Source organism: Enterococcus viikkiensis, assembly GCF_005405345.1.
GTDB lineage: Bacteria > Bacillota > Bacilli > Lactobacillales > Enterococcaceae > Enterococcus_A > Enterococcus_A viikkiensis.
Window position 1 is genome coordinate 145,465 of the sequence record NZ_BJDW01000001.1, and the last position, 26,144, is coordinate 171,608.

At 40.8% G+C, this 26,144-nt stretch carries 24 protein-coding genes; 8 read left to right on the forward strand and 16 right to left on the reverse strand.

Annotated features, from left to right (window positions below; translation table 11 throughout):
- Both opp3C and opp3b read right to left on the reverse strand, forming a co-directional pair.
- Positions 1 to 1,038, reverse strand: a complete 1,038-nt coding sequence (gene opp3C, locus FFM67_RS00690) for an oligopeptide ABC transporter permease (RefSeq protein ID WP_137612756.1) — start codon at positions 1,036 to 1,038, stop codon at positions 1 to 3.
- Positions 1,038 to 1,979: an oligopeptide ABC transporter permease gene (gene opp3b, locus FFM67_RS00695; protein WP_137612757.1), complete on the reverse strand. Its 942-nt coding sequence runs from the start codon at positions 1,977 to 1,979 to the stop codon at positions 1,038 to 1,040. The genes opp3C and opp3b overlap by 1 nt, the downstream gene beginning before the upstream one ends.
- A gap of 187 nt (positions 1,980 to 2,166) precedes the next feature.
- On the opposite strand from opp3b, the gene FFM67_RS00700 reads away from it, so the two are divergent.
- The gene (locus FFM67_RS00700) at positions 2,167 to 2,511 is read left to right on the forward strand and encodes a DUF3899 domain-containing protein (RefSeq protein WP_137612758.1); all 345 of its coding nucleotides are present in this window, start codon (positions 2,167 to 2,169) and stop codon (positions 2,509 to 2,511) included.
- A gap of 112 nt (positions 2,512 to 2,623) precedes the next feature.
- On the opposite strand, the gene FFM67_RS00705 is transcribed toward FFM67_RS00700, so the two are convergent.
- Positions 2,624 to 4,288: a peptide ABC transporter substrate-binding protein gene (locus FFM67_RS00705; protein WP_137612759.1), complete on the reverse strand. Its 1,665-nt coding sequence runs from the start codon at positions 4,286 to 4,288 to the stop codon at positions 2,624 to 2,626.
- A 591-nt stretch (positions 4,289 to 4,879) separates the two neighbouring features.
- Here FFM67_RS00705 and FFM67_RS00710 point away from each other — a divergent pair.
- From FFM67_RS00710 to leuD, 4 genes are read left to right on the forward strand one after another with little or no spacing between them, the layout of a single operon-like run.
- Positions 4,880 to 6,400, forward strand: a complete 1,521-nt coding sequence (locus FFM67_RS00710) for a 2-isopropylmalate synthase (RefSeq protein ID WP_137612760.1) — start codon at positions 4,880 to 4,882, stop codon at positions 6,398 to 6,400.
- A 12-nt stretch (positions 6,401 to 6,412) separates the two neighbouring features.
- Complete coding sequence (gene leuB, locus FFM67_RS00715; RefSeq protein ID WP_137612761.1) at positions 6,413 to 7,462, forward strand: 3-isopropylmalate dehydrogenase; 1,050 nt, start codon at positions 6,413 to 6,415, stop codon at positions 7,460 to 7,462.
- Positions 7,463 to 7,510: 48 nt separating this feature from the next.
- A complete protein-coding gene (leuC, locus tag FFM67_RS00720) occupies positions 7,511 to 8,884 on the forward strand; it encodes a 3-isopropylmalate dehydratase large subunit (RefSeq protein ID WP_137612762.1) in 1,374 nt (457 codons plus the stop codon).
- Entirely contained in the window at positions 8,884 to 9,465 is a 582-nt protein-coding gene (gene leuD, locus FFM67_RS00725; RefSeq protein ID WP_137612763.1) for a 3-isopropylmalate dehydratase small subunit, read from the forward strand. The genes leuC and leuD overlap by 1 nt, the downstream gene beginning before the upstream one ends.
- 73 nt (positions 9,466 to 9,538) lie before the next feature.
- On the opposite strand, the gene FFM67_RS00730 is transcribed toward leuD, so the two are convergent.
- The 5 genes from FFM67_RS00730 to FFM67_RS00750 form a co-directional block, all read right to left on the reverse strand.
- Complete coding sequence (locus FFM67_RS00730; RefSeq protein ID WP_137612764.1) at positions 9,539 to 11,305, reverse strand: ABC transporter ATP-binding protein; 1,767 nt, start codon at positions 11,303 to 11,305, stop codon at positions 9,539 to 9,541.
- Between the two features lie 33 nt (positions 11,306 to 11,338).
- Entirely contained in the window at positions 11,339 to 12,040 is a 702-nt protein-coding gene (locus FFM67_RS00735) for a MarR family winged helix-turn-helix transcriptional regulator (RefSeq protein ID WP_137612765.1), read from the reverse strand.
- A 171-nt stretch (positions 12,041 to 12,211) separates the two neighbouring features.
- Positions 12,212 to 12,343 (reverse strand): FeoB-associated Cys-rich membrane protein, encoded by a 132-nt coding sequence (locus FFM67_RS00740; protein ID WP_137612766.1) that lies wholly within the window; start codon positions 12,341 to 12,343, stop codon positions 12,212 to 12,214.
- Positions 12,331 to 14,493: a ferrous iron transport protein B gene (gene feoB, locus FFM67_RS00745; protein ID WP_137612767.1), complete on the reverse strand. Its 2,163-nt coding sequence runs from the start codon at positions 14,491 to 14,493 to the stop codon at positions 12,331 to 12,333. Before feoB ends, FFM67_RS00740 begins: the two co-directional genes overlap by 13 nt.
- Positions 14,494 to 14,964, reverse strand: coding sequence for a FeoA family protein (locus FFM67_RS00750; RefSeq protein ID WP_137612768.1), 471 nt, complete (start codon positions 14,962 to 14,964; stop codon positions 14,494 to 14,496).
- Positions 14,965 to 15,340: 376 nt separating this feature from the next.
- On the opposite strand from FFM67_RS00750, the gene nrdH reads away from it, so the two are divergent.
- From nrdH to nrdF, 3 genes are all read left to right on the forward strand, one after another.
- On the forward strand, positions 15,341 to 15,559 hold the full coding sequence (nrdH, locus tag FFM67_RS00755; RefSeq protein WP_137612769.1) for a glutaredoxin-like protein NrdH: 219 nt from the start codon (positions 15,341 to 15,343) through the stop codon (positions 15,557 to 15,559).
- A 270-nt stretch (positions 15,560 to 15,829) separates the two neighbouring features.
- Positions 15,830 to 17,989 carry a class 1b ribonucleoside-diphosphate reductase subunit alpha gene (gene nrdE / locus FFM67_RS00760; protein WP_137612770.1) on the forward strand — a complete coding sequence of 720 codons (2,160 nt, stop codon included), beginning with the start codon at positions 15,830 to 15,832 and terminating at the stop codon, positions 17,987 to 17,989.
- Between the two features lie 79 nt (positions 17,990 to 18,068).
- Entirely contained in the window at positions 18,069 to 19,034 is a 966-nt protein-coding gene (nrdF, locus tag FFM67_RS00765) for a class 1b ribonucleoside-diphosphate reductase subunit beta (protein WP_137612771.1), read from the forward strand.
- 39 nt (positions 19,035 to 19,073) lie between these two features.
- Here nrdF and FFM67_RS00770 read toward each other — a convergent pair whose 3' ends face one another.
- From FFM67_RS00770 to FFM67_RS00805, 8 genes are all read right to left on the reverse strand, one after another.
- Positions 19,074 to 19,748 (reverse strand): MgtC/SapB family protein, encoded by a 675-nt coding sequence (locus tag FFM67_RS00770; RefSeq protein WP_174784448.1) that lies wholly within the window; start codon positions 19,746 to 19,748, stop codon positions 19,074 to 19,076.
- An 83-nt stretch (positions 19,749 to 19,831) separates the two neighbouring features.
- On the reverse strand, positions 19,832 to 20,539 hold the full coding sequence (locus FFM67_RS00775; protein ID WP_137612773.1) for a pseudouridine synthase: 708 nt from the start codon (positions 20,537 to 20,539) through the stop codon (positions 19,832 to 19,834).
- 123 nt (positions 20,540 to 20,662) lie between these two features.
- A complete protein-coding gene (gene nagB, locus FFM67_RS00780) occupies positions 20,663 to 21,364 on the reverse strand; it encodes a glucosamine-6-phosphate deaminase (protein ID WP_137612774.1) in 702 nt (233 codons plus the stop codon).
- 240 nt (positions 21,365 to 21,604) lie between these two features.
- The gene (locus FFM67_RS00785; protein WP_137612775.1) at positions 21,605 to 22,093 is read right to left on the reverse strand and encodes a hypothetical protein; all 489 of its coding nucleotides are present in this window, start codon (positions 22,091 to 22,093) and stop codon (positions 21,605 to 21,607) included.
- Positions 22,071 to 22,880, reverse strand: coding sequence for a DUF3100 domain-containing protein (locus tag FFM67_RS00790; protein ID WP_137612776.1), 810 nt, complete (start codon positions 22,878 to 22,880; stop codon positions 22,071 to 22,073). The genes FFM67_RS00785 and FFM67_RS00790 overlap by 23 nt, the downstream gene beginning before the upstream one ends.
- Positions 22,877 to 24,145, reverse strand: coding sequence for a M20/M25/M40 family metallo-hydrolase (locus FFM67_RS00795; protein WP_137612777.1), 1,269 nt, complete (start codon positions 24,143 to 24,145; stop codon positions 22,877 to 22,879). The genes FFM67_RS00790 and FFM67_RS00795 overlap by 4 nt, the downstream gene beginning before the upstream one ends.
- Before the next feature lie 402 nt (positions 24,146 to 24,547).
- Entirely contained in the window at positions 24,548 to 25,687 is a 1,140-nt protein-coding gene (locus FFM67_RS00800) for a mannitol-1-phosphate 5-dehydrogenase (protein WP_137612778.1), read from the reverse strand.
- A 1-nt stretch (position 25,688) separates the two neighbouring features.
- Complete coding sequence (locus tag FFM67_RS00805; protein ID WP_137612779.1) at positions 25,689 to 26,126, reverse strand: PTS mannitol transporter subunit IIA; 438 nt, start codon at positions 26,124 to 26,126, stop codon at positions 25,689 to 25,691.
- Between the last annotated feature and the right edge of the window lie 18 nt (positions 26,127 to 26,144).

Here is a 26,144-nt window from a genome sequence, read left to right on the forward strand (position 1 = left end):
TCACTCTTTCATTTTCGGATCGAAGGCATCTCGCAACCCATCGGCCAATAGATTAAAACAGATCATAATGACGGAGATTGTCACCGCTGGAATCCATAATAAGTAAGGTAAGTATAAGAAGGTTTTGTACCCGTCGTTCAACAATGTACCTAAAGAAGCATTCGGCGGCATCAAACCTAGACCGATGAAGCTCAAGAAAGCTTCAAAGAAGATCGCCGTTGGAATACTGAACATCATTTGAATAATAATGACACTGGAGATATTCGGGACGATATGCTTGAAGGCAATCTTCCATTTAGATTCTCCTAAGGTCATCCCAGCTAAAACATATTCTTGATCCTTTAACTTCAAGGTCTGGGCTCGAACAATCCGCGCCATCGGTATCCAGTTGGTAATCGCCATCGCAGCTACAATTGAGAAGATCCCTGGTTCAAAAACTACCAGCATCAAAATCATTACCACTAAGTTGGGAATCCCTGAAAGAATTTCTAAGAAACGTTGCATCGCATTATCAACTTTCCCGCCTAAAAGACCAGAGATCAAGCCATAAGCTACACCGATCGTAATATCAAAGAGAGCGGCGATAAAGGCGATCAATAGTGAGATTCGCGTTCCCATGAATAGTCGGCTCAATACATCTCGACCTAAGCTATCTGTTCCTAATAAATAATTCACGTTGCTGGGGACATCTGCTTGGGCATATTTATTAACCAATTCACCGGCCACCATTGTTTTTCCGTTCAACCCGTTAATATTCAGACCGGGAATTCGCGGTGGCAAATTGCTGTAATCTACGTTTTGCTTCGTCGGATCTTGGGGTGAAATAAAAATCGTTAAAATTGAAACCGCGATGATCACGACAAGTAAGCCCATAGAGATCACAGCTGCTTTATTTTTTTTCAAACGGCGCCAAGAATCTTGTAAGAAATTCAAGGAAGGTGCGGCAATTTCTTCCCGTTCCTTCTCGGTATTTTTTTGTAACGGTTGAAATTCATCAGCAGGAATATCAACGATCGAAGAATATTTGATTGTTTCCATCAGCTCTTGCTCCCTTCTGATAAACGAATCCGCGGATCAACAAGCCCATAGAGCAAGTCTACAACTAAAATAACGAAGACTAGCATAAAGGAATAAAGGATCGTCACCGCCATGATGGTTGGATAGTCATTAGTAGTAATGGACTTAACAAATTGCTCGCCGATCCCAGGAATTGCGAAAATATTTTCAACCACCAACGAACCGGTCATCAAGGCCACTGCTAGAGGTCCTAATAAGGTCATTAGAGGAATCAAGCTATTTCGTAAGCCATGCTTAAAGGCGATTTCCCAGCGACTTAATCCTTTGGCTCGTGCCAATTCTACATAATCACTGTGGAGGACTTCCACCATCTCGGTTCGAATAAAGCGGGCCGAATCGGCTAGTGGCGACATCGCCAAGGCAATGGTTGGCAAAATGGTATAAGCGAAGCCTTCCCATTTTGCGATCGGTAAAACCTGCAACTTCATAGCAAAAATGTATTGCAACAAAACAGCAAAAACGAAGTTCGGGATTGAACGACCTAAAATGGCGATTAGCGTTGAGGACGTATCCACCCAAGAGTTTTGGCGCATTGCCGCTACCGTTCCTAAAATGATCCCTACAAGGGTACCGAAAATAATTGCTTGTACCCCAAGTTGTAAGGAAGGTCCGATTCGTCCAGCTAATAAAGTCGCTACCGCTTGGTTTTTAAACTGGAAGGAAATCCCAAAATCTCCTTGAACTAGGTTTGACAAATAAATGCCGTATTGAACGATCACTGGTTTGTCTAGTCCCACTTGCTTGTTTAACATTGCAATCGTTTCTGGACTTAGACGTTCTTGATTGGTATACGGTGTCCCTGGTAATAATTGCATCAAGAAGAAAGTGATGGTCGCAATCAGCCATAAGGTAATCAACATAAAAAAGACACGCTTCAATAAATACTTAACATAGCTGCTCATCTGGTGCCTCCTAATTTCTATCGTAATATGTATTTTAAATACATCGAGTGTCATTGAATTGTTTGACTAATTTTTATGAATAGAACAAATGCTCTACTAAATGTAATAGCCTGTTCTTTGACTTTAAAGATCATTTTGTTTTACAGTATCAATAGCTGTCCTTAACTTAAAAATTGGAGTTGTCTATATGAAAAACAAATTATTTCCCCTCATTATCGGTGGTGGGCTACTAATCTTAACTGTCGTCTACTCTGCTTTTCAGAATGATCTGACGGCCATATCTTTATCCAACCGATTCTTTTTAGTTAGTCTGCCCTTTTTGATTATCGGCATTTTATTATGGATTTTTTCTTCAGGCTTCTTTGACTATTTTCAACATTCAATGAAACAAGCCCTTAATAGAAAACAAAAGAAAAAATCAGAAGGCTTAGCCCTCTCCGAAGTTGGACAAGGACGCTATTTCTTTTGGTTGATCATTGCCGCGATCTTAATCGTTGCATCCATCGTTTGCGTCATTCTGGCAATGATCTAAAAGGAAGTTGGAACAAGGAACGTTCCAACTTCTTTTTTTAGTCATCATCCCCCGTTTGCACATCAATCAGTCTGTTTTCGATTAATTTTCCACAGGTTCTTTTACTTCTCTACTATTTTTCTACATAAGTCCATTTGTAATCCCAAGAAGCGCCAGCTGGGTGATGCACAATACCTTTGACTTTCTCGTTTACTAAATGTGCTTCTGATAATTGGTAAAGTGGCGCAATCCCTGATTCCTTAGAGATGATTTCGTTAGCCTTTTGTAGATCATCCCAGCGTGCTTCTTCATCACTAGCATCTTTATTGCCAGAATCATCGACTGCTTTGTCATACTCTTTGTTGCTCCAACGTCCACGGTTGTATGAATTTCCTGTAACGAATAAATCGGTGAAGCTAGATGGGTCTGCATAGTCAGCACCCCAACCGCCTAAAAGAACATCGAAGTCGCCGTTATTTGAACGATCCAATCGAACTGAGAATGGTACTGGTGTCGGTTTAACCGTAACACCTGGCAAGGTTTCTTCTAAAGCACTTTGCATATACTCAATCACTTTTTTCGATGAATCAGTGTCTGACGCCATTAATTCGAATGAAAGTGAATTGATATTCAATTCTTTCTTAGCTTTGTCCCAATATTCTTTGGCTTTTGCTTTATCATAAGGCGCTAAATTCCCCGCTTCTTTCGCAAAGTCTTCGTCAGTCTTAGGATTTTTTGACATTCCAGATGGTACTAGACCAGTTGAAACAACTGAACCATCACCTAATACTTGGTTGACTAAAGATTTACGATTGACCGCGTAAGAAATTGCTTTGCGCAAGTTTTCATTTTTAAATGGTGAGTCCGCTTTGCGTTGATTAAATTCAAGGTAGCTAGTACGGGCCTCTTTAAAGGATTTGTAGGCTGGATCATTGGCATTTTGTTGTGCCAATTCACCTGAAAGAATGATGTCATCTGCTTCACCATCTTTAAATAAATTTAATGAAGTAGAAGATTCCTTCACGACATTGACTTTAATATTCGATAGTTTGACTTCGTCTTTGTCCCAGTACGTATCATTTTTCTTATACTCCCACTCAGTGTCCGTTCCCGGTCCATCAAAGCCTGCTAATGTAAATGGCCCATTGTACACGGATTTGTCACTCTTAGTCGCATACTCTTTGCCGTTTTCTTCAACAACTTTTTGATTTTGTGGGAAGAATGAAGGGAAAGCCAATAGGTAATCAAAATAAGGGGTTGCCTTTGCTAATTTGATTTCAAGCTCGTGATCATTTACTGCTTTGATTCCCAATTCATCAGGCGATTTTTTCCCAGCCGTAATATCTGCTGCGTTCTCAACTGATTCAAAAAGGTAGGCATACTCTGAAGCGGTTTCAGGCTTCACTGTTCGCTGCCAACCATAAACATAATCTTTGGCGGTAACAGGATCGCCATTCGACCATTTTGCATCTTTTCTTAATTTAACAGTATAGGTTTTACCATCATCACTGACTTTGACTTTTTCACTAGCACCAGCAGGCTGAGGCTTATTGTCTTTGTCTAAACGATAAATTCCTTCATAAACATTATTTAATGCGGTGAAGCTGATTGTATCTGTTGCAACTGATAAGTCAGCGGTAGGCATTTCTTGTTGAACAACTAAATTGAAGGTGCCATTGTTGTCTTTCGAACCGCTGCTAGAACTACTTTTGCTGTCCGATGACGCCCCACCGCCATAACACCCCGCTAAAACTAGACCACATATTGCGATAATCCCATAAGTAAATTTATTCCTCATATCTTTTTCCCCTTTGTTTCAATTTTCAGAATAATTATGTTTTTCTGAGTTAATTAGTAGTTTAATCACTTGTTTTTAATAAATCAATACATTTGCTTAAACTTTTTTTAATTTCAGCAAAAAATCAAAGTAAAACTTGTTAAATCAACAATTAATCAAGAAATTTTTTTCTTAGCTAAGTAAATCAAGTAAATGTTGTCTATTTACACCAAAATGTAAGCCAAATTTTTTTGAAAAAAAAATAATAGCATTCATTTAAGCGTAAAATTATATTTTTTCATTTTTAAAACGCAATCAAATCCATTTAAAATTAAAAATAATTCTCATTGTTTCTTCATAAATACCATTGACATTCTTTTTGTTTTCTTATACGATATTAACAACAAATTTTATAAAAAATTCTGACAATAAACGGGTGGTTGCAATGACGAATACAAAAATAGCTTTCAACGCAACTTTATTATTATAGCTGGGACTCTTTCTTGAAAATTCTTTCAGAGAGTCCCTATTAGCATTGCATCGAAGAAGAAAGAGGTTCTTCTTCGATGGAGTGCTTTTTTTATACCCGCTTTTGACTAAGGAGGAAAAAAGATGAGAAAGATCCAATTTTTCGACACTACATTAAGGGATGGCGAACAAACACCAGGGGTTAATTTTAATGTCAAAGAAAAAATTCAAATTGCTCTACAATTAGAAAAATGGGGCGTAGATGTCATCGAAGCCGGATTCCCTGTCGCCTCACCGGGAGACTTTGAAGCGGTCCAACATATTGCACGTCGAATAAAAAAAATGACTGTCACCGGTTTGGCCCGTTGCCAGAAAAAAGATATTGATCGTGCCTATGACGCACTGAAAGAAGCAGCTGATCCGCAAATCCATGTCTTTCTAGCTACAAGTGACATCCATATGCAATACAAATTGAAAATGACTAAAGCTGAAGTCCTCGCTTCTATCAAAGAGCATGTTAGCTATGCCCGGAGTTTATTTAAAAAAGTTCAGTTTTCACCGGAAGATGCTTCGCGAACGGAAAAAGGCTTCCTATTAGAAGCGGTCCAAACGGCGATTGACGCTGGCGCGACGATTATTAATGTGCCGGACACAGTAGGCTATTCGAACCCCACAGAATACGGCGAGATCTTTCGTTATCTAATCGAAAATATTCAAAGCGAGATGGAGATCAGTTTTTCTTCTCATTGCCATGACGATCTAGGCATGGCTACCGCCAATGCATTAGCGGCGATTGAAAATGGTGCCAATCGAGTCGAGGGTGCGATCAATGGGATTGGTGAGCGGGCCGGCAATACAGCTTTAGAAGAAGTCGCCTTAGCATTATTTATTCGCAAAGATTTTTATCAATGTGACGCAGGGATCGTTTTAAATGAAACCAAACAGACCAGCGAATTAGTTTCTCGCCTTTCAGGCATTCCTGTCCCCAAAAATAAGGCGATCATTGGCGAAAATGCCTATGCTCACGAATCAGGTATTCATCAAGATGGTGTGTTAAAAAATCCCGAAACGTATGAAATCATCACTCCGACTTTAGTTGGTGTCAGCCAAAATTCCCTCCCCCTTGGAAAATTGTCCGGCCGTCATGCTTTTACTACGAAGCTTGAAGAACTTGGGTATCAAATGGACGAGACAGATCGCAAAGAAGCCTTTAAACGATTCAAAAATTTAGCTGATAAGAAAAAACAAATCACGGATAAAGATCTAGTTGCACTATTAGCCGACCAATATCGAGAAGAAATTGAAAAATGGAAGCTGGCTGACGTCCAAGTTCAGTACAACTCCAACGGTTATCAAGGAGCAATCGTTTCTATCTCAAGTGAGGAGAACGACATCAAAGTGGCTTCACGAATCGGCTCAGGAAGTATTCAAGCGATCTACAACGCCATTGATGATCTGTTCCAGCAAGAACCTCAGCTAACAGAATACGAAATTCAAGCATTAACTGGTGGTGAAGATGCACAGGCTGAAGTTCGGGTCACACTGTTTGATGAAAAGAACAATCGGGAAGTCCGGGGAATCGGCGTCGATTTCGATGTACTTCATGCCTCAGCTAAAGCTTATGTACAAGCCAGTAATCATTTAATCCAAGCGATAATCGAATAAGGAGATGCATTTATGAATAATAAAATTGTTGTTTTAGCCGGTGACGGGATTGGACCAGAAATCATGGACAGCGGGTTAAAGGTCTTAGCTGCGATTGAGGCACAATGTTCTCACAAATTTACCATCGAAAAACAGCCTTTTGGCGGTGCCGGAATCGATGAAGCGGGTACCTCCTTGCCTGAAGCAACGCTTGCTGCTTGTCAAACAGCCAATGCGATCCTGCTTGGCGCGATCGGTGGACCGAAGTGGGAAAAAATGACTGATACTCCAGAAAAAGGTCTATTGGCTTTACGTAAAACCTTGAACTTATTTGCTAATATTCGGCCGATCTCTGTTTCTTCTGCTTTGCTACATCTCTCACCTTTAAAGCCAGAAATTATTGAAGGCACCGATTTGGTTATCGTTCGTGAATTAAGCAGTGGCATTTATTTTGGCGAACCACGTGAACTAGGTGAAACGATGGCCGTTGATACTGCTCGATACCAAAAAGCAGAAATCAAGCGGATTTTACATGCTGCTTTTACGATCGCTCAGGGCCGCAGCAAAAAGGTCACCTCCGTCGATAAAGCAAACGTTTTGGCCTCCAGTAAACTGTGGCGAGCAACCGCCGAGGAAGTCGCAAAGGACTATCCTGATTGCCAATTAGAGCATCAATACGTAGACTCCGCCGCGATGAAATTGATTCAAAATCCCAAAGCCTTCGATGTGGTTGTTACAGAAAATCTTTTTGGGGATATTTTAAGTGATGAAGCCTCGGTCTTACCTGGCTCGCTTGGCGTCTTGCCAAGTGCCAGTCACAGCTCTGATGGTTCGTCACTTTACGAGCCCATCCATGGCTCTGCCCCTGATATCGCCGGCAAAGGAATTGCCAACCCGATCTCAATGATTTTATCGGTAGCTATGATGCTGCGACAGTCTTTCCAAGAAGAAACTGCGGCAGCCACAATCGAAGTTGCTTGCGATACCGTCTTAAAACAAGGAGTATTTACTAGTGATCTTGGAGGACAAGCCTCCACAACAGAATTTACCGACGCTGTGGTTAAGGAACTAGCGAAAAAATAGAACTGGCTAATCAGATAGCACAAAAAAAGCCGATAAGGAGTACAAACAATGAGACAGACATTATTTGATAAGCTTTGGCAGCGACACGTTGTTTATGGCGAAGCAGGTGCACCACAACTGCTTTATATTGACTTACATTTGATTCACGAAGTTACTTCCCCGCAAGCTTTTGCCGGTATTCGTGAAGCGGGCCGAAGCTTGCGTCATCCCGAAAGAACCTTCGCGACAATGGATCATAACATCCCGACAGCCGATATTTTCAACTTTACGGATCTTATCGCGAAAAAGCAGATCGATACGTTACGAGCGAATTGTAACGAATTCGACGTTCAGCTTTGCGATAATGGCAGCCAGCGACAAGGCATCGTCCACATGGTGGGACCGGAAACCGGTTTGACCCAACCAGGAAAAACCATTGTTTGCGGTGATTCCCATACAGCCACTCATGGCGCGTTCGGTGCCTTAGCCTTTGGGATTGGGACCAGCGAAGTAGAACACGTTTTTGCGACTCAAACCCTTTGGCAAAATAAACCAAAAAATATGGGCATCAAAATTACAGGTAAATTATCAAAAGGTGTCTATGCCAAAGATATTATTTTAGCTTTGATTGCTAAATACGGAACTAATTTTGGGGTTGGTTATGCTGCTGAATTTTGCGGTGAGACCATTGAAAGGCTCTCGATGGAAGAACGCATGACGATTTGTAATATGGCGATCGAAGGAGGCGCCAAGATTGGCTTGATCGCTCCTGATGAAAAAACCTTTGAATACGTCGAAGATCGCCAGTATGCGCCTAAAAATATGACTGCTGCGATTGAAGATTGGAAACAATTATACACAGACGAAGACGCACAATACGATAAAGTGTTGACGCTAGAAGTCGATGAGCTGGTTCCTTTCGTTACTTGGGGTACTAATCCCGAAATGGGCGTGCCTTTTAACGGAACCTTTCCCGCGATCACCTCGCCAGATATTCAACAAGCCTACGATTATATGGATTTGAAACCCGGACAAACCCCGGCGGATATTCCGATTGGCTATGTCTTTATTGGTTCTTGTACCAACGGTCGGCTTTCAGATTTGCAAGAAGCGGCTAAAATCGTTGCCGAGAAAAAAGTCAATGACCAAGTCACCGCGATCGTGGTTCCCGGTTCGCGACCTGTTCGTAAAGCGGCAGAAAAAATCGGCTTGGATAAAATCTTTAAAGCGGCGGGCTTTGAGTGGCGTGAGCCGGGTTGTTCGATGTGTCTCGGAATGAATCCGGACCGCGTCCCAGCAGGCGTTCATTGTGCCTCTACTTCTAATCGAAACTTTCAAGGACGCCAAGGAAAAGATGCCCTTACACATCTGTGCAGCCCCGCAATGGCCGCCCTTGCCGCCATTAACGGAAAGTTTGTCGATAGTCGTAAGGAGGTTATCTAATGGAAAAATTTACCGTCTATACCGGAAAGAACGTCTCGTTGATGAACGACAATATTGATACCGATCAAATCATTCCTAAAAGTTTCCTGAAGCAAGTCGATAAAGCCGGCTTTGGCAAACATCTTTTTGATGAGTGGCGTTACTTAGAGGATCGTTCAGAGAATCCTGCGTTTATTCTAAATGCACCAGAGCGCAAGGAAGCCACGATTTTGATCTCTGGCGAAAACTTTGGTTCCGGCTCTTCCCGAGAACATGCAGCTTGGGCGATCCAAGACTACGGCTTCAAAGCAGTGATCGCCGGCAGCTACAGCGATATTTTTTACATGAACGCTTTAAAAAATGGCCTGCTGCCGATTCAATTGTCCCAATCCGTGCGAGATACGCTAAGTCAATTACCAGCAGATCAAAGCATCACGATTGATCTGCCAAAACAAGAAGTCCGCACCCCAGACGCCTGCTATGGTTTTTCAATCGACACGACTTGGAAAGAAAAGCTGGTGGAAGGCTTGGATGATATCAGTATCACTTTAGGCTATGAAGACGAGATCACGGCCTACGAAAAGAAGATGCTAACTTATTAAAGCCAACACAAGCTCATTGAATCTTTTTCTAAAACAGCAAAAAACTCTTCGAAAAAAATTTCGAAGAGTTTTTTTAATTTAACACTTGTTCTTGCACATATTGGGCATAAAGCGGATGCGTTGCGATTAATTCACTATGGGAGCCATGTCCGGTCACTTCCCCTTTTTCAATGAAATAAATATGATCGGCATCCACGATGGTGGATAACCGGTGAGCGATCACCAACGTCGTCCGTCCTTCCATCAATTGATCCAATGCCCGTTGGACCTTTTCTTCTGATTGGGAATCCAAGCTGGCTGTCGCTTCATCCAACATTAAAATCTTAGGATCTCGCAAGAAGGCACGAGCGATGGCGATCCGTTGCTTTTGACCACCAGAAAGTTTCACACCTCGTTCACCTAGCTCTGTTTCCAATTGATCTGGAAAATCACGAACAAATTGATCGGCGTAGGCTAATTCCAACCCATGCCACAATTCGGCTTCTGTTAAGGTGCGGTCTAATCCATACTGCAAGTTTTCACGAATACTTCCGGCAAAGACCGCACTATCTTGAGAAACATAACCGATTTGTGAACGCCAATTCGTTAGACTGATATCGTCGATGGTTTCAGCACCAATCTTGATCGTGCCATTGACCGGATTGTAGAAACGTTCTAGCAAGGCAAAAATAGTCGATTTCCCACCGCCGCTTGGTCCAGCAAAAGCGATCACTGTATTAGGTTTCGCTTCAAAAGAAACATTTTTCAAAATGGGATGATCTTCGGTATATTGGAAGGATAAATTTTCTGCCTTGATCGTTTGTCCAGTGACATCGATCCGTTTGCCCAGTTCGATTGGTTCTAAATCCGTCTTGAGAATTTGTTCGATCCGTTCGGTTGCACCCATTGCCTTTTGGACTTGAGAGAAGAACATGGCAAAACTAGCCGCCGGCATCATGATGTTAAAGAGATATAAAAGGAAAGCGACTAACTCACCACTCGTCAAGGTACCAGCTTGAACGCGAACTGCACCATACCCTAAAATCCCTACGAATAAACCTAACATAACCGTCGTAATAATCGGTTGCAGCAACGCTTCGACTTTAGCATCCTTGATCCCTAAGCTGAAAATTTTGTTAATAAAGGACCCGCCGCTTTCTTTTTCAAAAGTTTCACCATTACTGGCTTTAATCAAACGAATCTCCGATAATTTTTCACTAGCTTCCGCATTGAAGTCTGCCGTTGCAGCTTGTAATTGACGACCTAAACGGGACATCACCCGGCCGATCGGCATCATAATCAGAGCCATCACAGGCACCGCCAAAAACATCAGTGACGCCATTTTCCAGTCCATCACGAATAAAATCACCATGGAGCCGACTAGCTGGATTGCCCCAGTTATAAAGTTAGGAAATTGGGTTGCCACCAAATCTTTGATGACAGTCGTATCATTGACTAACCGTGAGCTGCTCTCCCCTGATTTATGGTCATCAAAATAACCAACTGGCATTTGCAGCAAATGACCCCATAGTTTTTCCCGCAGTGTTTTAACCGCGCTTTCTCCTACAAAACGCAATAAGAAGCTACCGATTGCTCCAAAAGCTAATTGCGCTACGAAAGCTAAAACTAACACGATCAACATCTTCTTATCGATCTGGGCCAATTTACTCGTATCAATCAAGCCTTTAGTTAATTGCGGTACGATCAAGCTGGCACCACTAGTCAGCAAGCTTAAAAATAAGCCAAACATAAACAACGCTTTCTTTGGATTAACACTCGTGATCAACCGGACGAAATCCTTTAATTTATAGTTACTTTTAGCCGCAAGTCTTTCCTCTGCCATGTCCACTCCACGATCCATGTGCGATTCCTCCTTTTTTAGCAAATTTTTTTGCTAAAAATCTTCCCATTCAGTCTCTTTTGTTGTTCGGTTTTCATCCGGTCTTTCGGAAAAATCATACCCACCCCAAAAATCCTGACGAAAATCATGCTTGAAGTCCCTTGAAAAATCACGAGAAGCCTTGCGCATTTCTCGCTTCATTTGATTACGCATTCGGTGCTGTTCTTCCCGCGAGAGATTTCGCCAGTCTTCTTGCCAATTTTCCGAAAATTGTTCACGCATTGCCTGCATCTGTCGCAAACGATCCATAGGATCAACAAAGCGTCCCGCTTGCTTTTGAAATTCTTCTTGCCAGCCGGCTGAAATCTTTTGCATGTAGGCACTGAAATTTTCCTGTTCTTCTTCTGTTAAACCGGCAAAAAATGCTTCACTCATGTCTTCACTAACACGGCTATATTTCTGGGCCTTTTGCCGACCTTGTTCTGTTAAAAAAACACGTTTGATGCGCTTGTCCTGTTTTTCTTCTTTACGCAGAACATCGCCACTTTTTTCCATTTTTTTCATCAATTCCGCCAATGAACTAGGTCGAATATCTAAAATCTCAGCTAATTGGCTTTGAATTAATCCGTCTTCTTTTGCCAAAACGGCTAGGACACGTTGCTGCCCATTTAATTTTTGTCGTTTACTCATGAACGCATTACTCGCTGAACTAATAAAACGTAATTGTCGCATCAAATCTTTAGTAAAATCACTCATCATCAAGCGCTCCTTCATCTATTTCTATTTAAAGTTCGGTACCTAACTTCATTCCGTTTGCTATTATAGTTCGGTGCCGAACTATTGTCAACAATTATGTTGAACTTTTTTTGAAGACGCAAAAACACCGACTCTAAAGCAGTCTGCTTTAAAAGTCGGTGTTTAATTTTATTATTTATTCTGCTCTTCTTTGACTGGACAGCCGCATTCGCAATCTTCACAAGAGCTGCCATTTTTGATCCTGCGATAGATAACCACTCCGGCCCCACCAAAGATCAAGACGCTTAAAATTATAGTTGCCATTCTTTCACCTCTTTGATTTCTTCAATCGTAATTGTCGGTGTTTGCTTCACTGGTTTTCTCAAGATGAAGTACAGCATTGCGACAATCAAACCGATCGCAAGAATAAAGCCAACGCCAAGTGTTCCGCCTTCAAAAGCTACATGACCGATTTGGTAAATAATAAAGCTAACCACATAGGCTAAGCCACATTGGTAGCCGATCGCCCGCCAAGTCCATTTGATATCGCCCATTTCACGGTGAATTGCACCCATCGCGGCAAAACATGGTGCACACAATAAATTAAAGACTAAGAAGGAATAGCCAGCGACAGGTGTATAGGCCGCTTGCAAGGACTTCCAAATTTCTACTCCGTCTTCCGCTACTTCGGCATGGCGATATAAAATCCCAAAGGTTCCGATAACATTTTCCTTGGCGACTAAACCAGTGATCGCAGCAACTGCTCCCCGCCAATCACCCCAACCTAACGGTGCAAAAATCGGTGCGATCAACCCACCTAAAGCTGCTAAAATGCTGTCATTTTCATTGACTGATTGCAAGGAAAAATTATAGCTGGAAATAAACCAGATTACGATACTAGAAACAAAGATGATCGTCCCAGCCCGTTTAACAAAAGCTTTACTGTGATCATACGTATAACGGATCGTATTGCCGATTCTAGGCATATGATACAGCGGCAACTCCATTATAAAGGGAGACGGATCGCCAGCAAAAAGTTTGGTTTTCTTCAAAGCAATCCCTGATAAAACAATCGCTCCCATACCAACAAAGTAAGCCGACGGTGCTACCCAACTGCTATTTGGGAAAAAGGCCCCCGCCACTAGTGCAATGATCGGCAACTTCGCTGAACACGGCATAAAGGTCGTCAACATTGCCGTCATTCGCCGATCCTTTTCATTCTCGATCGTTCGACTCGCCATCACGCCCGGTACGCCACAACCAGTGGCAATCAGCATCGGGATAAAAGATTTACCTGACAGTCCAAACTTACGAAAGAGCCGGTCCATTACAAAAGCAATCCGGGCCATATAGCCACAGTCTTCCAATAATGCCAGACAAAGGAACAGCACCATCAATTGTGGCAAGAAGCCTAATACGGCACCAACACCGGCAATGATCCCATCTAAGATCAAGCTTTGCATCCAACCAGCCACATGCCATGACTGCAAGGTAACGCTGACAAAATTAGGTACAATATCACCAAAGAGATTGTCATTCACCCAATCCGTTCCCATTGCGCCAACCGTCTGAATTGCAATGTAATAAATCAGCCACATCACTAGCATAAAAATAGGCAACGCTAGGAAACGATTCGTTACGATTCGGTCGATTTTATCTGAAAGAGATAATTTGAATTGATCCTCGTCCACTACGCATAACGCTTTTAAATTGGTAATAAAATTATAACGTTCGTTGATGACTAAGCTTTCAGCATCCTCGCCGAAGATTTTTTCCGTGATCTTAGTAATCTCCGCTAAGTCCTTCTGCTGGATTGAACTTAACTCTAATTCTTTTTGCGCCCGTTCGTCCCGCTCAAATAATTTCAGACTATACCAGCGACTGTATTTTTCCAACACGGTACTGCCTAAAACTTCTTCAATCTCGCTAAGTGCTGCTTCCAGCTTCTTATCATAGTGAGGGAAATTAATTTCTTCAACGCCTTTCTTGATTAGATGTAGCGCCTCATTAACAGCTTTATCGATGCCCCAATTTTTTAAGGCGCTGATTCCTACCACGGGGACACCTAAAGCATAAGAAAGTTTTTCTAAATTGATTTGCTTACCGCTTTTTTTTATGATGTCCATCATGTTGACTGCTACAACAACTGGAATACCAGTCTCGATCAATTGCGTCGTCAAATAAAGATTGCGTTCAAGGTTGGTCCCGTCAATAATATTAATGATGGCATTTGGCGTACCCGATAGTAAATAGTCCCTAGCTACTACTTCCTCTGGTGAATAAGGGGACAATGAATAAATACCTGGCAGATCATCAATAGTAACATCGGAATTCTTTTTGTAGATTCCTTCTTTGCGTTCTACCGTTACCCCCGGCCAATTGCCAACAAATTGATTCGTTCCGGTTAAGACGTTAAAGGTGCTGGTCTTCCCGCTGTTAGGATTCCCCGCCAATGCAATATGGACATTTGCCATCTACTCCGCCTCCTTCGCGACTACAATCATCTCTGATTCATTTTTCCGTAAACTTAATTCATATCCTCGGATTCGTAGTTCCATCGGATCGCCTAACGGGGCTAATTTTACAACTTTGATTTTCGTTCCTTTCGTTAACCCCATATCCATTAAGCGCCGTTTAATCGCGCCACTACCATGAACATTCACAACAGTTCCCTGTTCTCCAATCTTCAACTGGTCAAGTGAGATCCACGATTGTTGCGCTTCCGTTAATTCTTTCACAAGTATTTTCTTTAATAAGGATTGGGATAAGGCTAAGCGGGTATTGTGTAGTAGAATAATCCCGTTATCGCCAGAATGATTTACAACCGCAACCTTCGAACCCACAATCATGCCAAGATCTTGCATACGTCGCTTTAAATCATTATCCAATGCCATTTCATCAATTTGAACTACTTGGTTCAACGAAACATCTGCTAAAGTCGTCATATACCCTCCACCTAACTCTAATCAATAATGAGAATCTTTCTCACTAAGAATAGCTTCATTTGGCACCAAAGTCAATCATTGGTCGAAGATTTTCTCGTTTGGCGAGCAGTTTGTTTGACAATCACTGATTTATTTGATTTTAAAATTATTTATTAGTTATTAAAAAAATTTTTCCCTCGAAAAAAAACATCGTTGAATATTTTTTTTAATTATACAACGGTGTTTTTCTTTGAAACAGTCTGCTTTCAATGTTTTTGCAAAAAACACAAAAAGTAGTATACCGATATTTCAACGACACAATATATGGTGTTTAACCGTTGACTTTTAGCCCACATCTTTTATACTAGTAATTGTAGAAACAAAGGGAGGTCGTCTTATGGTAAAAGTCTATTCTAAAAATAATTGCATGCAGTGCAAGATGACAAAACGTTATTTAACTGAGAAACAAATTTCATTTGAAGAAGTCAATATCGACAATGAACCCGAAGCGCTCGTTTTCTTGAAAGATCAGGGTTTCCAAAGTGTCCCAGTTATTTTCGGCGGACAGCAAGCCATCATCGGTTTCCGTCCAGATCAATTGAAAGCATTAGCCTAACTCGAAACTTTGCGGTCCCACGATTGCAAAGTTTTCTTCTTTTATATATATGAAAAAAACGACAGCGAATACCTCCAGTTTGTTGCCAGTTTCACACCACGCTTTGGTGTGCGTTGGGGAAAGATCGACGTTATACCAATTAGAGTCTTTTTTTACGTTTTTTGAAAGATGAGTGTCTAAATTGAAATTCGCCAAAGACCCAGACTAAAAAAACTGGTTTACGAAAAAAAATACGAAGAGCAAAAAGATAAAATAGAAAGATGTGATGAAATGAGTTTAAAAGACCTCGGTGAAGTATCTTACTTCAAGCTAAACAACGAAATCAATCGTCCAGTCAATGGACAGATTCCACTAAATAAAGACAAAGATGCCTTGGCAGCCTTTTTTAAAGAGAATGTTGAACCAAATACACATAAATTTGCTTCCGTGCAAGAAAAAATCGACTATTTAATAGAAGAAGATTTTCTTGAAGAAGCCTTTATCGCAAAATACACCTCTGCTTTTATTGAAAAGTTATATGCTTATTTAGCGGAGCAGAATTTTACCTTCAAATCTTTTATGGCGGCGTATAAGTTTTATTCTCAGTATGCCCTGAAAAGTAATGACGGTACTGAATATTTAGAAAGCTATGAAGATCGCGTGGCTTTCAATGCGCTATATTTTGCGGATGGCGATGAAAAATTAGCCTTATCTTTAGCCGACGAAATGATCCACCAACGTTACCAACCAGCTACCCCATCCTTTTTAAATGCCGGACGCAAACGCCGTGGTGAATTAGTCTCTTGTTTCTTGATCCAAGTTACCGATGATATGAACAGCATCGGCCGTTCGATTAACTCAGCCCTTCAACTGTCTCGGATTGGCGGCGGGGTTGGAATCAATCTTTCTAATTTACGGGAAGCTGGCGCACCGATTAAAGGGTACGATGGTGCAGCCAGTGGTGTTGTACCGGTCATGAAATTATTTGAAGACAGCTTCTCTTATTCTAACCAACTTGGGCAACGTCAAGGTGCGGGTGTCGTCTATTTAGATGTCTTCCATCCTGATATTGACATGTTTTTATCAGCGAAAAAAGAAAATGCCGACGAAAAAATCCGTGTAAAGACGCTCTCTCTTGGTGTAACTGTCCCAGATAAATTTTATGAATTAGCTCGCAACAATGAAGATATGTATTTATTCAGCCCATATGGCGTTGAGCGTGAATACGGCGTACCTTTTTCTTACGTAGACATCACTAAAGAGTACGATAATTTAGTAGCAAACCCGAATATTCGCAAGAAAAAAATTCGTGCACGTGATTTAGAAAATGAACTGTCTAAATTACAGCAAGAATCTGGTTATCCTTATATTATCAATATCGATACCGCCAATCGTGCCAACCCAATCGATGGAAAAATCGTTATGAGTAACCTTTGTTCCGAAATTTTACAAGTTCAAACACCGTCTATCATTAATGGCCGTCAAGAGTATGATGTATTAGGAACGGATATTTCTTGTAATCTGGGCTCTACCAATATCGTCAACTTAATGGAGAGCCCTGACTTTGGGCAATCAGTTCGAACGATGACTCGAGCATTAACTTTTGTTACCGATGAATCTGATATTGAAGTAGTACCTTCGATTCAAAACGGTAACCACTTAAATCATACCATCGGTCTCGGCGCAATGGGATTACACAGCTTCTTCGCCAAACATTTGATGGAATATGGTTCTGAAGAATCGATCGACTTCACCAATGTTTATTTTACCTTGTTAAATTACTGGACCCTAATGGAAAGTAACGCGATGGCGAAAGAACGCAAGACGACCTTCCATAACTTTGAAAAATCTGATTATGCCAACGGTTCTTATTTTGATAAATACATGACCGGCGAATTTGCACCAAAAACGGACAAGGTCAAAGAAATCTTCAAAGAGATCTTCGTCCCTTCTGCTGAAGATTGGGCAAATTTGAAAGCAGCTGTTCAAAAAGACGGCTTGTATCACCAAAACCGTTTAGCTGTTGCACCAAATGGATCGATCTCTTATATTAACGATACGAGTGCTAGCTTACATCCAATCACTCGCTTGATTGAAGAACGGCAAGAAAAGAAAATTGGGAAAATTTATTATCCAGCACCTTACTTGAATAATGAAACTTTGCCTTATTATACCTCTGCTTATGATATGGATATGCGGAAAGTTATCGATGTCTACGCTACGGCACAACAACACATTGATCAAGGCATGAGCTTAACCCTATTTATGCGTTCAGAAATTCCTGAAGGCTTGTACGAATGGAAAACCGAAACAAAACAAACGACTCGTGATCTGAACATCTTACGCAACTACGCCTTTTATAAAGGCTGCAAATCAATTTACTATGTCCGGACCTTTACGGATGATGCAGAAGAAATCGGTTCGAACCAATGTGAAAGCTGCGTGATCTAAAAAAAACTACTCCCTCTCGTACGTTGGTCCGAGAGGGAATGCTATGCGTGAGTATATATTTATCTTAGGAGGAATCTTCATGGCAGAAACGTATTATGAAGCCATTAACTGGAATGAAATCGAAGACGTCATCGATAAATCGACGTGGGAAAAATTGACGGAGCAGTTTTGGCTGGATACCCGTATTCCGTTATCTAACGACTTAGATGATTGGCGCAAATTATCGCCCTTGGAACATACCGTGGTTGGTCATGTTTTCGGCGGACTAACGCTACTAGATACTGTACAATCAGAAAGCGGAATGGATCAGTTGCGCGAAGATGTTCGGACACCTCATGAAGAAGCTGTCTTGAACAATATCCAATTTATGGAGTCGGTCCACGCCAAAAGTTACTCGTCAATCTTTAGTACTTTGAACACGAAGTCTGAAATCGATGACATTTTTGAATGGACGAATACAAATCCGTATTTACAAAAAAAAGCAGAACGGATCAATGAGATTTATAAAAATGGCACACCTTTAGAAAAGAAGATCGCTAGCGTGTTTCTTGAGACATTCCTATTCTACTCTGGTTTTTATACGCCACTGTATTATTTAGGGAACAATAAACTGGCTAATGTGGCGGAGATCATTAAATTAATCATTCGTGATGAATCGGTTCATGGAACGTATATCGGCTACAAATTCCAACGTGGCTTCAATGAACAACCAGAAGCAGAACAAGAACGTCTGAAAGAATGGATGTATGATTTATTGTATGAATTGTACGAAAACGAAGAGCATTATACCGAAGAGCTATATGATGAAATCGGCTGGACGGAAGAAGTCAAAACGTTCTTGCGCTACAACGCCAATAAAGCCTTGATGAACCTTGGAATGGACCCACTATTCCCTGACACCGCTGATGATGTCAATCCAATTGTGATGAACGGGATTTCAACTGGAACTAGCAACCATGATTTCTTTTCACAAGTTGGTAATGGCTATTTACTTGGTCAAGTCGAGGCGATGAATGACGATGACTATTTAATTGGATTAGAGTAAACGAAAAAGAGAAACTCCTAATTAGGAGCTTCTCTTTTTTTAGACATTAATCATCCGGAGCTTCGTTATATTTTTATACATCGATAAATCTTCAATCACATCGGTATAATTCATCCCCCGCGGCAAATCAATCGTATAAACATTGGTGTAAATTCGATAATCATCCATGAAATCCACGTCGAAATCGACATCTTCAACTTCAATATTTTTACTTTCGAAATAATTCATAATAAATTCTTTGGTGGCTTCACGATGAATGTACCGAATCTCGATTTTTTTAATCGCGTTGATCTTGATCACACGCTTCACCACAGTCAGTGCCAGTATAATGCCGACAAAACTACAAATGGCGATTGTATAATAACCCATGCCGATAGCAATCCCTAAGCCAGCACCGGCCCAGATCGAAGCGGCCGTCGTCAACCCCTTGACCGAGCGATTACTGACCATGATCGTACCCGCACCTAGAAAACCGATGCCGCTGACCACTTGAGCGATCAAACGGGCCTCATCTGCTCGAACTACTCCAACAAACTCAGGTTTAGCCGCCGCATAGCGCAACGCCTGATCGGCGATCTCAACTTGGATCAATGCCATAATAGTCGCGCCCATACACACCAAAATATGGGTCCGAATGCCAGCCGGACGATTCTTATATTCACGCTCTATCCCAATGGCGCCACCCATGACCATGGCTAAAAATAAGCGCAACATGATTTCATAAACGGATAATTTCAAATCCACTGGTCCATCACCTCTCTATTCAGTATAGCATGCTAGAGAAAAAAGCAACCTCCCTAACCTTTCAAAGAAGCTATTTCTTCTGCTGTTACTACTCTGTAATTTCCTTTAACTAATTCTGACGGCAATTCCAAGCTTCCCATACGAATTCGTTTTAAGTAGGTCACTTCTTTTCCGCAAGCCTTGACCATCCGCTTCACTTGATGAAATTTGCCTTCGTGTAAAATGATCCTAACTTCTGACGAGTCTGCTGTCGTCTCATCAATCAACAATTCCGCCGGCAAGGTCTTTTCTCCATCTAACAAAATGCCTTCAACAAAGCGCTGTTGGTCTTCTACTGTCATCACACCTGCTACTTTTGCAAAATATTCCTTCTCTACATGCTTTTTGGGAGATAATAATTCGTGAGCCAACTTGCCATCATTGGTAATCAATAGCAAGCCTTCCGTATCTTTATCTAAACGTCCTACCGGAAATAAATCACTACGGTAATCTGCTGGTGTGAATAGGTCCAAAACTGTTCGATCCCTTGAATCTTCTGTTGCACTCACCACCCCTGCTGGCTTATGCAACAAATAATAATAAAACTCCTGATAATGTAGCGTCTCGCCTTGAAAAGCGATCTGATCCTTTTCCGGTTCCACTTGCTTTTTGTCCGATTTTTCAATTTGTTGGTTGACGCTGATCTGACCCTTTTTAATCAGCTGCTTAACCTCTTTGCGACTGCCTAGGCCAACTTCTGCTAGAAATTTATCTAAACGCATTCCTATCATCCTTTTTACTCTGATAATTTACTATAGCCAATGGCAAGAAAAGAAGCAAGGAGATCATAAATAAATAAAAAACGTCAAGGAAAATTCCCTTGACGTCGCTATTCAATCTAATTCTTATAGTTTGCTCGCTGCAGCTTCATCGATGATCACTGTTACGTCAGCGTGGTTTTGTAATACGCTGGCAGGTACATCCGTAGTTACAGGTCCGTCGATCATCCCTTTGATGGCGTCAGCTTTATCCGTACCGAATGCCATTAACAAGATTTTTTTACTTTGCATGATTGAACCAATCCCCATTGATAAAGCATGAGTAGGAACATCTTCTACTTTGTCAAAGTTACGTTTGTTGGCTTCAATAGTTGATTCAGTCAATTCAACTACATGAGTTGTCACATCAAATGGTGTGCCAGGTTCGTTGAATCCGATATGCGCGTTGCGGCCGATTCCTAATACTTGCAAGTCAAGTGGATGATCAGCGATTACACCGTCGTAACGTTTGCATTCAGCTTCTAAATCTTCCGCTTTGCCGTTTGGTACGAAAGTTTCTTTAAATGGTTTTTTGTTGAATAATTGATCATTCATGAAGTAACGATAGCTTTGTACATCGTCGCCTGCTAAACCAACATATTCATCTAAGTTTACAGAAGTCATTTCTGAAAAATCTAAATCACTAGAAGTCATTTCTTGATATAACGTTTCAGGAGTACTACCAGTAGCCAGACCTAATACTTTTACTCCGTTTTCCATTCCATCTTTGATAATTTCAAATGCTTTTTTTCCGCCTTCAGCGGCATCTTTTACGCGAATTACTTTCATGGGTAAACGCTCCTTTACTCTTTTGGTATACACCAATTCTAACACCATAATCTGACATTTGCAACAATTAAGTCTAGACCAAAATTATAAATTTTTCTATCTTATTACTTGATACTATTATCGTCACTTACTATTTGGGAAGATAAAACCTTTTCCATTAATCAAAAATATCCAGCTCATAGTTTATTCTGAGCTGGAGAGTCATATTTTGACAGCATGCTGCTGTTTCTATAAAAGCATTTATTTCCCTGTTAAAAACAAGCCGATTTGGGCAATGATCGTACTTCCAAGATACGTTCCAATAAAAACAAATATCGCAACAATAGCAACTTTCCAAGAAGTTTTCCGCAAATCCATCAGACTATCCGCTACTGAGAGACCGGCAAAAGCTAAGATTGGAGTGGTGATCGATAAAAAATCGACTCCAGCGATTGCCTGAACAAAAAAATCAGAAAGCAGACAGAAAAATAAAGAAGTCAATGATACCCAGCCTAAGATTGGAAAATCGGCTAAAATTTTAATGTTGGTTTTCTTCACTAAGGTTGAAATAAATACACCAATCATTGAAAAAGCCCATAAGACAATGAGTCCTTGAAGTGTATTTAAGGTAATCGGAGTGGAAGCTGGATTTTTAAGCAATTTGACCCCTTGAGTAAACAAAATCAAGCAAATACTCAATAATAGGACCAAGGATATCTTGAAGTATTCATTGGACTGTTTCTTTTCCACGGCGTGATCCTCCTGTCAATAAATTGTACATGAAACGCTGCAACGGGGCAGCCACAAAAACCATCGTATACGTTCCCACAAAACTGGTCAGCAACTGACTTGCTGCCGCATATGCTGCAATCGTAGTTTCATTTTCAGGCATTAAAGCAATTAGGGAAGAAGATGCCGCAGTCATCATACTTGCTGAACCGACTCCTGAACTCATTGCCAAGGCACGATAATCAAAGCCCATTCCTGCCATGATCGGTGCAAAAATACTGAAAAAAATCGAACCAAACAACGTACCGATTAGATAGAGCGACAACACGCCGCGACCTTCTGCTGAATCTAATGTGTATTTCTCAGAAATATATGCTAACTCACCTTCACGTCCTAATCCTAAGGTGGCACCGATCGCTTCCCGTCGTAAACCTAACATCAGCGCAATCGGTAAACCAATAATGACTGTCCCAACATTTCCCAACTCTTGAAAAAGAAATACCCAGCCGACGGTCAAAATCTCTTTCAATCTCGGTGCCACATCAGCACCGTAGCGCGCCATCAAGGGTAACATGATATACAATAAATACTTTGCTGAAAACTGGATGTTGCTCTTCGAATAAACCTTCGCAATGAACCCTTTACGAACCCTCGGTAAGCCAAATAGCATAGCTAACAACACAGAGAAAACCAATGGTAAAACAGTGATCGTTGTATTTCCTAATGAAATAAACTGCATTCCGACTAATTCTGCAACAGTTACTACTGCTATCACAAAACCAATTAACCACAACAACTGCTTTTTCATACGTTCCCTCCAATTGAATCGATCAATTCTTTGTATTCCTCAAATGAACGACGATAGATTTTTTCCCCATCCAAATTGCCAGACATTTCTTTTAGAACCTCTGCCAAGAATTCAGGAAGAATCTCTAAGACAAATTCCGGATCGATCATTTTAAAATCATCACCATGAATCGTTCCTGCAAATCCCCCATAACTGATCTGAATACAAGGCATCATAAATGCCAAGTCGCCAATATCTCCAGCTGCTGCGATTCCACCGCGATCATCAATGATATCTGGAATCTTGTCAAACTTAGTAAACGCCCGTTCTACAAAACTATTTAAATAACGATCTTGAACAAACGGCAAGTAACCCATCTCCGTTTCGATGGTCACTTCGCCTTCCAAAGCATAAGCACTTCCTTTGGCAGCATGATCCAGCTTCCGTGCTACTTCCGTCATATATTCTATTGTCTTGCAGCGTAAATCTGTCCCTACTGTAATGTGATTTGGAATGACATTCGTTGACATGTCGCTGTCCATTACGATTGGATTCACTCGAATCGATTCCGTATCTTTAAACTGTTGCCGACTCAAAGCGATTGCTGTGTTGAACAAAGTTGATATGCTGTAGGCATTGATCCCTGAAAAAGGATCGAATCCTGCATGAACGGCTTTTCCAGAAAAATGATAGCGTTTATACAAGAAGCCTGCTAAATCGCAATTCACTTCGATCGTTGGCCGTTCAAATACTTCGCCGATGGCATGCACACAAACACCAAAGTCAACATCGTCAAAAACGCCTAATGACATCGCTTCTGGCTTGCCGCCTAAAAATTGAATCTTGCCAGCCTCTCGAAGTTGCTTGCGGAAATCTAAATCTAAATACTCCTCTGCGGGTACAAAGATAAAGCACAGATTAAAATCTAATTTCTTATAATCTCCAGTTTTGACATAGTGATCATATAAAGCCAACGCGATTGCTACTTGCGTAAAGTGACCGCAATTGTGAGCAGCTCCCGTCGTCGCATCTGCTTGGAAATGTGTTGGTGCATAAACCGCGTCTAATTCTGCAATGAACGCCAGGGTTCTTTTCTTGTCTGTAGACAAAAAAGTTTTGATTCCAGTTCCAGAAAATTTAGAGAATTCAACCGTCGAGTGAATACGATTTAATTCTTCGATGACTTTTTCTGAAGTCCGATCTTCCTTGTAACCCAACTCAGGATGTAAAAATAAATCTTCAGTGAATGCTTTCAAATGATGATAATTGTCAGCGAATGTCGTCATTTGACTCCCCCTTATAGTTGATAAAAATGAATGCTAAATTTTGGAAAAGCTGATTTGTGCTCTCTCTAAAAAACTCAGGTTCATCCAGAAATTTTTGAATTATCCACGAACATTCATGAAATGAAATTTCTAGACTTTTTTATCATATCTTTTCAAAAAGAAAGAATCAAGTGTTTTTCCGATAAAACACGAACTATTTTATCACTTAATGCTTTTAATGTTTCTTATTTTGCTGACAATCAACTTAGACGACTATCTATAAAATCACACCTTCTATACCTTTCATATGAAAATATTTATTTATAATAAAGGAAAAAATATTTTTATCTCTTATTTGAAATAATATTTCTTTATGCACAAAAAAACCTCCATCACGAACATTCATGGTGGAGGTAGAAGAAACTATTTTTGATATTTTGCTGAAATTTCTGCAATTAATTCGTCATCTTTCAAATCGGTTACTTGTTGAATCACTTCAGCCACTGATTTTTCTTTAAGTAGAGCTTGCAACTCAACACTTTGTTCATCTTTCGGATCATCGTACTTTAAGACCATTGCAACAACATCGACTAGGTTGTCATAACCTAATCCTCTCTCTTTCAATTCGCGGATTGGACGAATAAAGCGTTCATCAAAGCCTAGTTTACGAATTGGCGTCCGTGCGACACGGCTAATGCTGTCAGAAATGTATTTATTTTCAAAACGACTAACAATCTTGTCAATATAAGCAAAGTGTTTCTCTTTGTCAAAGCCCCATTTATTAATTAACAGACTGCCAGTTTCGCCTAAAACTGCTCGTAATTTTTCTAAGACTCGTTCATCTGAGATCGCTTCGTCAATCGTTTCATAGCCATCATAAGCGCCCGTATAAGCAACTGTCGCATGGCCGGTATTAACTGAAAATAGCTTCCGTTCAATATAAGGCTCTAAATCTTCTACGTATTCCACGTCATTAAGGCGCAAGTCTTTGTTTTTACTTTGTGTTGCGTCAATCACCCATTCACTAAAAGGTTCCACTGAAACAAATAGTGGGTCTTCATGATGTTGAATTGGAACGATACGATCGACTGCTGCGTTGGGGAATCCGATGTATTGTTCTACATAGGTCATATCCTCAGCGGATAAAAAGCCTTGAACCTTTTCAAATAAGAACTGGCTGCCGCCGATCATATTTTCGCAGGCAATCACGTCTAAAGGCGCGTTATTTCCTTCACTGCGACGTTTTTGAATCCCTTTTGCGATTAATTCTGCAATAAATGGCAAAATATTAGGACCAATCGCTGTGGTTACGATGTCCGCTTTGCTGACAGAAGCAATGACCGCTTCTGGATTCGTTTGATTGTTTAGACCATCCACATTTGAAACATGGATTTCTTTTTGACTTTCGTCTGCCAATTGAATGGTGTATTCATTTCGTTCATTCAACGCATTGATGATTGTTTCATTGATATCAACAAAATCAATTGAAAAATCGTTCTTTGCTAAAATTTCTCCGATAAAACCCCGTCCAATATTTCCTGCGCCAAAATGTGTTGCTTGCATCCTATTCTACCTCCTGAAGATAGCCAATGACTTCTTCTTTTGTTTTTGCATCTGCTAATTTTACGACATTTTCAACATCTGAACAAAAGATAGCAATTTTTTGTAGGATGTCTAAATGTTCATTCCCGATTCCAGCGATACCAAATAATACCATTGCTACATCTTCTGTATCATCTTTACCAAAGCGAACGCCCGTTGGGACTTGAATTACTGAAATACCACTTTTTTTCACATAATGCTTAGCTTCGTCGGTGCCGTGGGGGATCGCAATAAAGTTTCCCATATAAACAGAGACTAACTTGTTTCTCTCAATCATTGCATCCACGTAGCCTGATTCCACACAACCTGCATCAACTAGTAGTTGACCACAGGCACGAATCGCATCTTCCTTATTGGCATATTCTTGATCCATTAAAATCATTTCTGGCACTAATTCCATTATTGATTCACTCCTATC

Excerpts from the sequence above, each read along its gene's own strand:
- opp3C (WP_137612756.1), bottom strand. The coding sequence starts at position 1,038 with ATGGAAACAATCAAATATTCTTCGATCGTTGATATTCCTGCTGATGAA.
- opp3b (WP_137612757.1), bottom strand. The coding sequence starts at position 1,979 with ATGAGCAGCTATGTTAAGTATTTATTGAAGCGTGTCTTTTTTATGTTG.
- FFM67_RS00700 (WP_137612758.1), top strand. The coding sequence starts at position 2,167 with ATGAAAAACAAATTATTTCCCCTCATTATCGGTGGTGGGCTACTAATC.
- FFM67_RS00705 (WP_137612759.1), bottom strand. The coding sequence starts at position 4,288 with ATGAGGAATAAATTTACTTATGGGATTATCGCAATATGTGGTCTAGTT.
- FFM67_RS00710 (WP_137612760.1), top strand. The coding sequence starts at position 4,880 with ATGAGAAAGATCCAATTTTTCGACACTACATTAAGGGATGGCGAACAA.
- leuB (WP_137612761.1), top strand. The coding sequence starts at position 6,413 with ATGAATAATAAAATTGTTGTTTTAGCCGGTGACGGGATTGGACCAGAA.
- leuC (WP_137612762.1), top strand. The coding sequence starts at position 7,511 with ATGAGACAGACATTATTTGATAAGCTTTGGCAGCGACACGTTGTTTAT.
- leuD (WP_137612763.1), top strand. The coding sequence starts at position 8,884 with ATGGAAAAATTTACCGTCTATACCGGAAAGAACGTCTCGTTGATGAAC.
- FFM67_RS00730 (WP_137612764.1), bottom strand. The coding sequence starts at position 11,305 with ATGGATCGTGGAGTGGACATGGCAGAGGAAAGACTTGCGGCTAAAAGT.
- FFM67_RS00735 (WP_137612765.1), bottom strand. The coding sequence starts at position 12,040 with ATGAGTGATTTTACTAAAGATTTGATGCGACAATTACGTTTTATTAGT.
- FFM67_RS00740 (WP_137612766.1), bottom strand. The coding sequence starts at position 12,343 with ATGGCAACTATAATTTTAAGCGTCTTGATCTTTGGTGGGGCCGGAGTG.
- feoB (WP_137612767.1), bottom strand. The coding sequence starts at position 14,493 with ATGGCAAATGTCCATATTGCATTGGCGGGGAATCCTAACAGCGGGAAG.
- FFM67_RS00750 (WP_137612768.1), bottom strand. The coding sequence starts at position 14,964 with ATGACGACTTTAGCAGATGTTTCGTTGAACCAAGTAGTTCAAATTGAT.
- nrdH (WP_137612769.1), top strand. The coding sequence starts at position 15,341 with ATGGTAAAAGTCTATTCTAAAAATAATTGCATGCAGTGCAAGATGACA.
- nrdE (WP_137612770.1), top strand. The coding sequence starts at position 15,830 with ATGAGTTTAAAAGACCTCGGTGAAGTATCTTACTTCAAGCTAAACAAC.
- nrdF (WP_137612771.1), top strand. The coding sequence starts at position 18,069 with ATGGCAGAAACGTATTATGAAGCCATTAACTGGAATGAAATCGAAGAC.
- FFM67_RS00770 (WP_174784448.1), bottom strand. The coding sequence starts at position 19,748 with ATGTTGCGCTTATTTTTAGCCATGGTCATGGGTGGCGCCATTGGGATA.
- FFM67_RS00775 (WP_137612773.1), bottom strand. The coding sequence starts at position 20,539 with ATGCGTTTAGATAAATTTCTAGCAGAAGTTGGCCTAGGCAGTCGCAAA.
- nagB (WP_137612774.1), bottom strand. The coding sequence starts at position 21,364 with ATGAAAGTAATTCGCGTAAAAGATGCCGCTGAAGGCGGAAAAAAAGCA.
- FFM67_RS00790 (WP_137612776.1), bottom strand. The coding sequence starts at position 22,880 with ATGAAAAAGCAGTTGTTGTGGTTAATTGGTTTTGTGATAGCAGTAGTA.
- FFM67_RS00795 (WP_137612777.1), bottom strand. The coding sequence starts at position 24,145 with ATGACGACATTCGCTGACAATTATCATCATTTGAAAGCATTCACTGAA.
- FFM67_RS00800 (WP_137612778.1), bottom strand. The coding sequence starts at position 25,687 with ATGCAAGCAACACATTTTGGCGCAGGAAATATTGGACGGGGTTTTATC.
- FFM67_RS00805 (WP_137612779.1), bottom strand. The coding sequence starts at position 26,126 with ATGGAATTAGTGCCAGAAATGATTTTAATGGATCAAGAATATGCCAAT.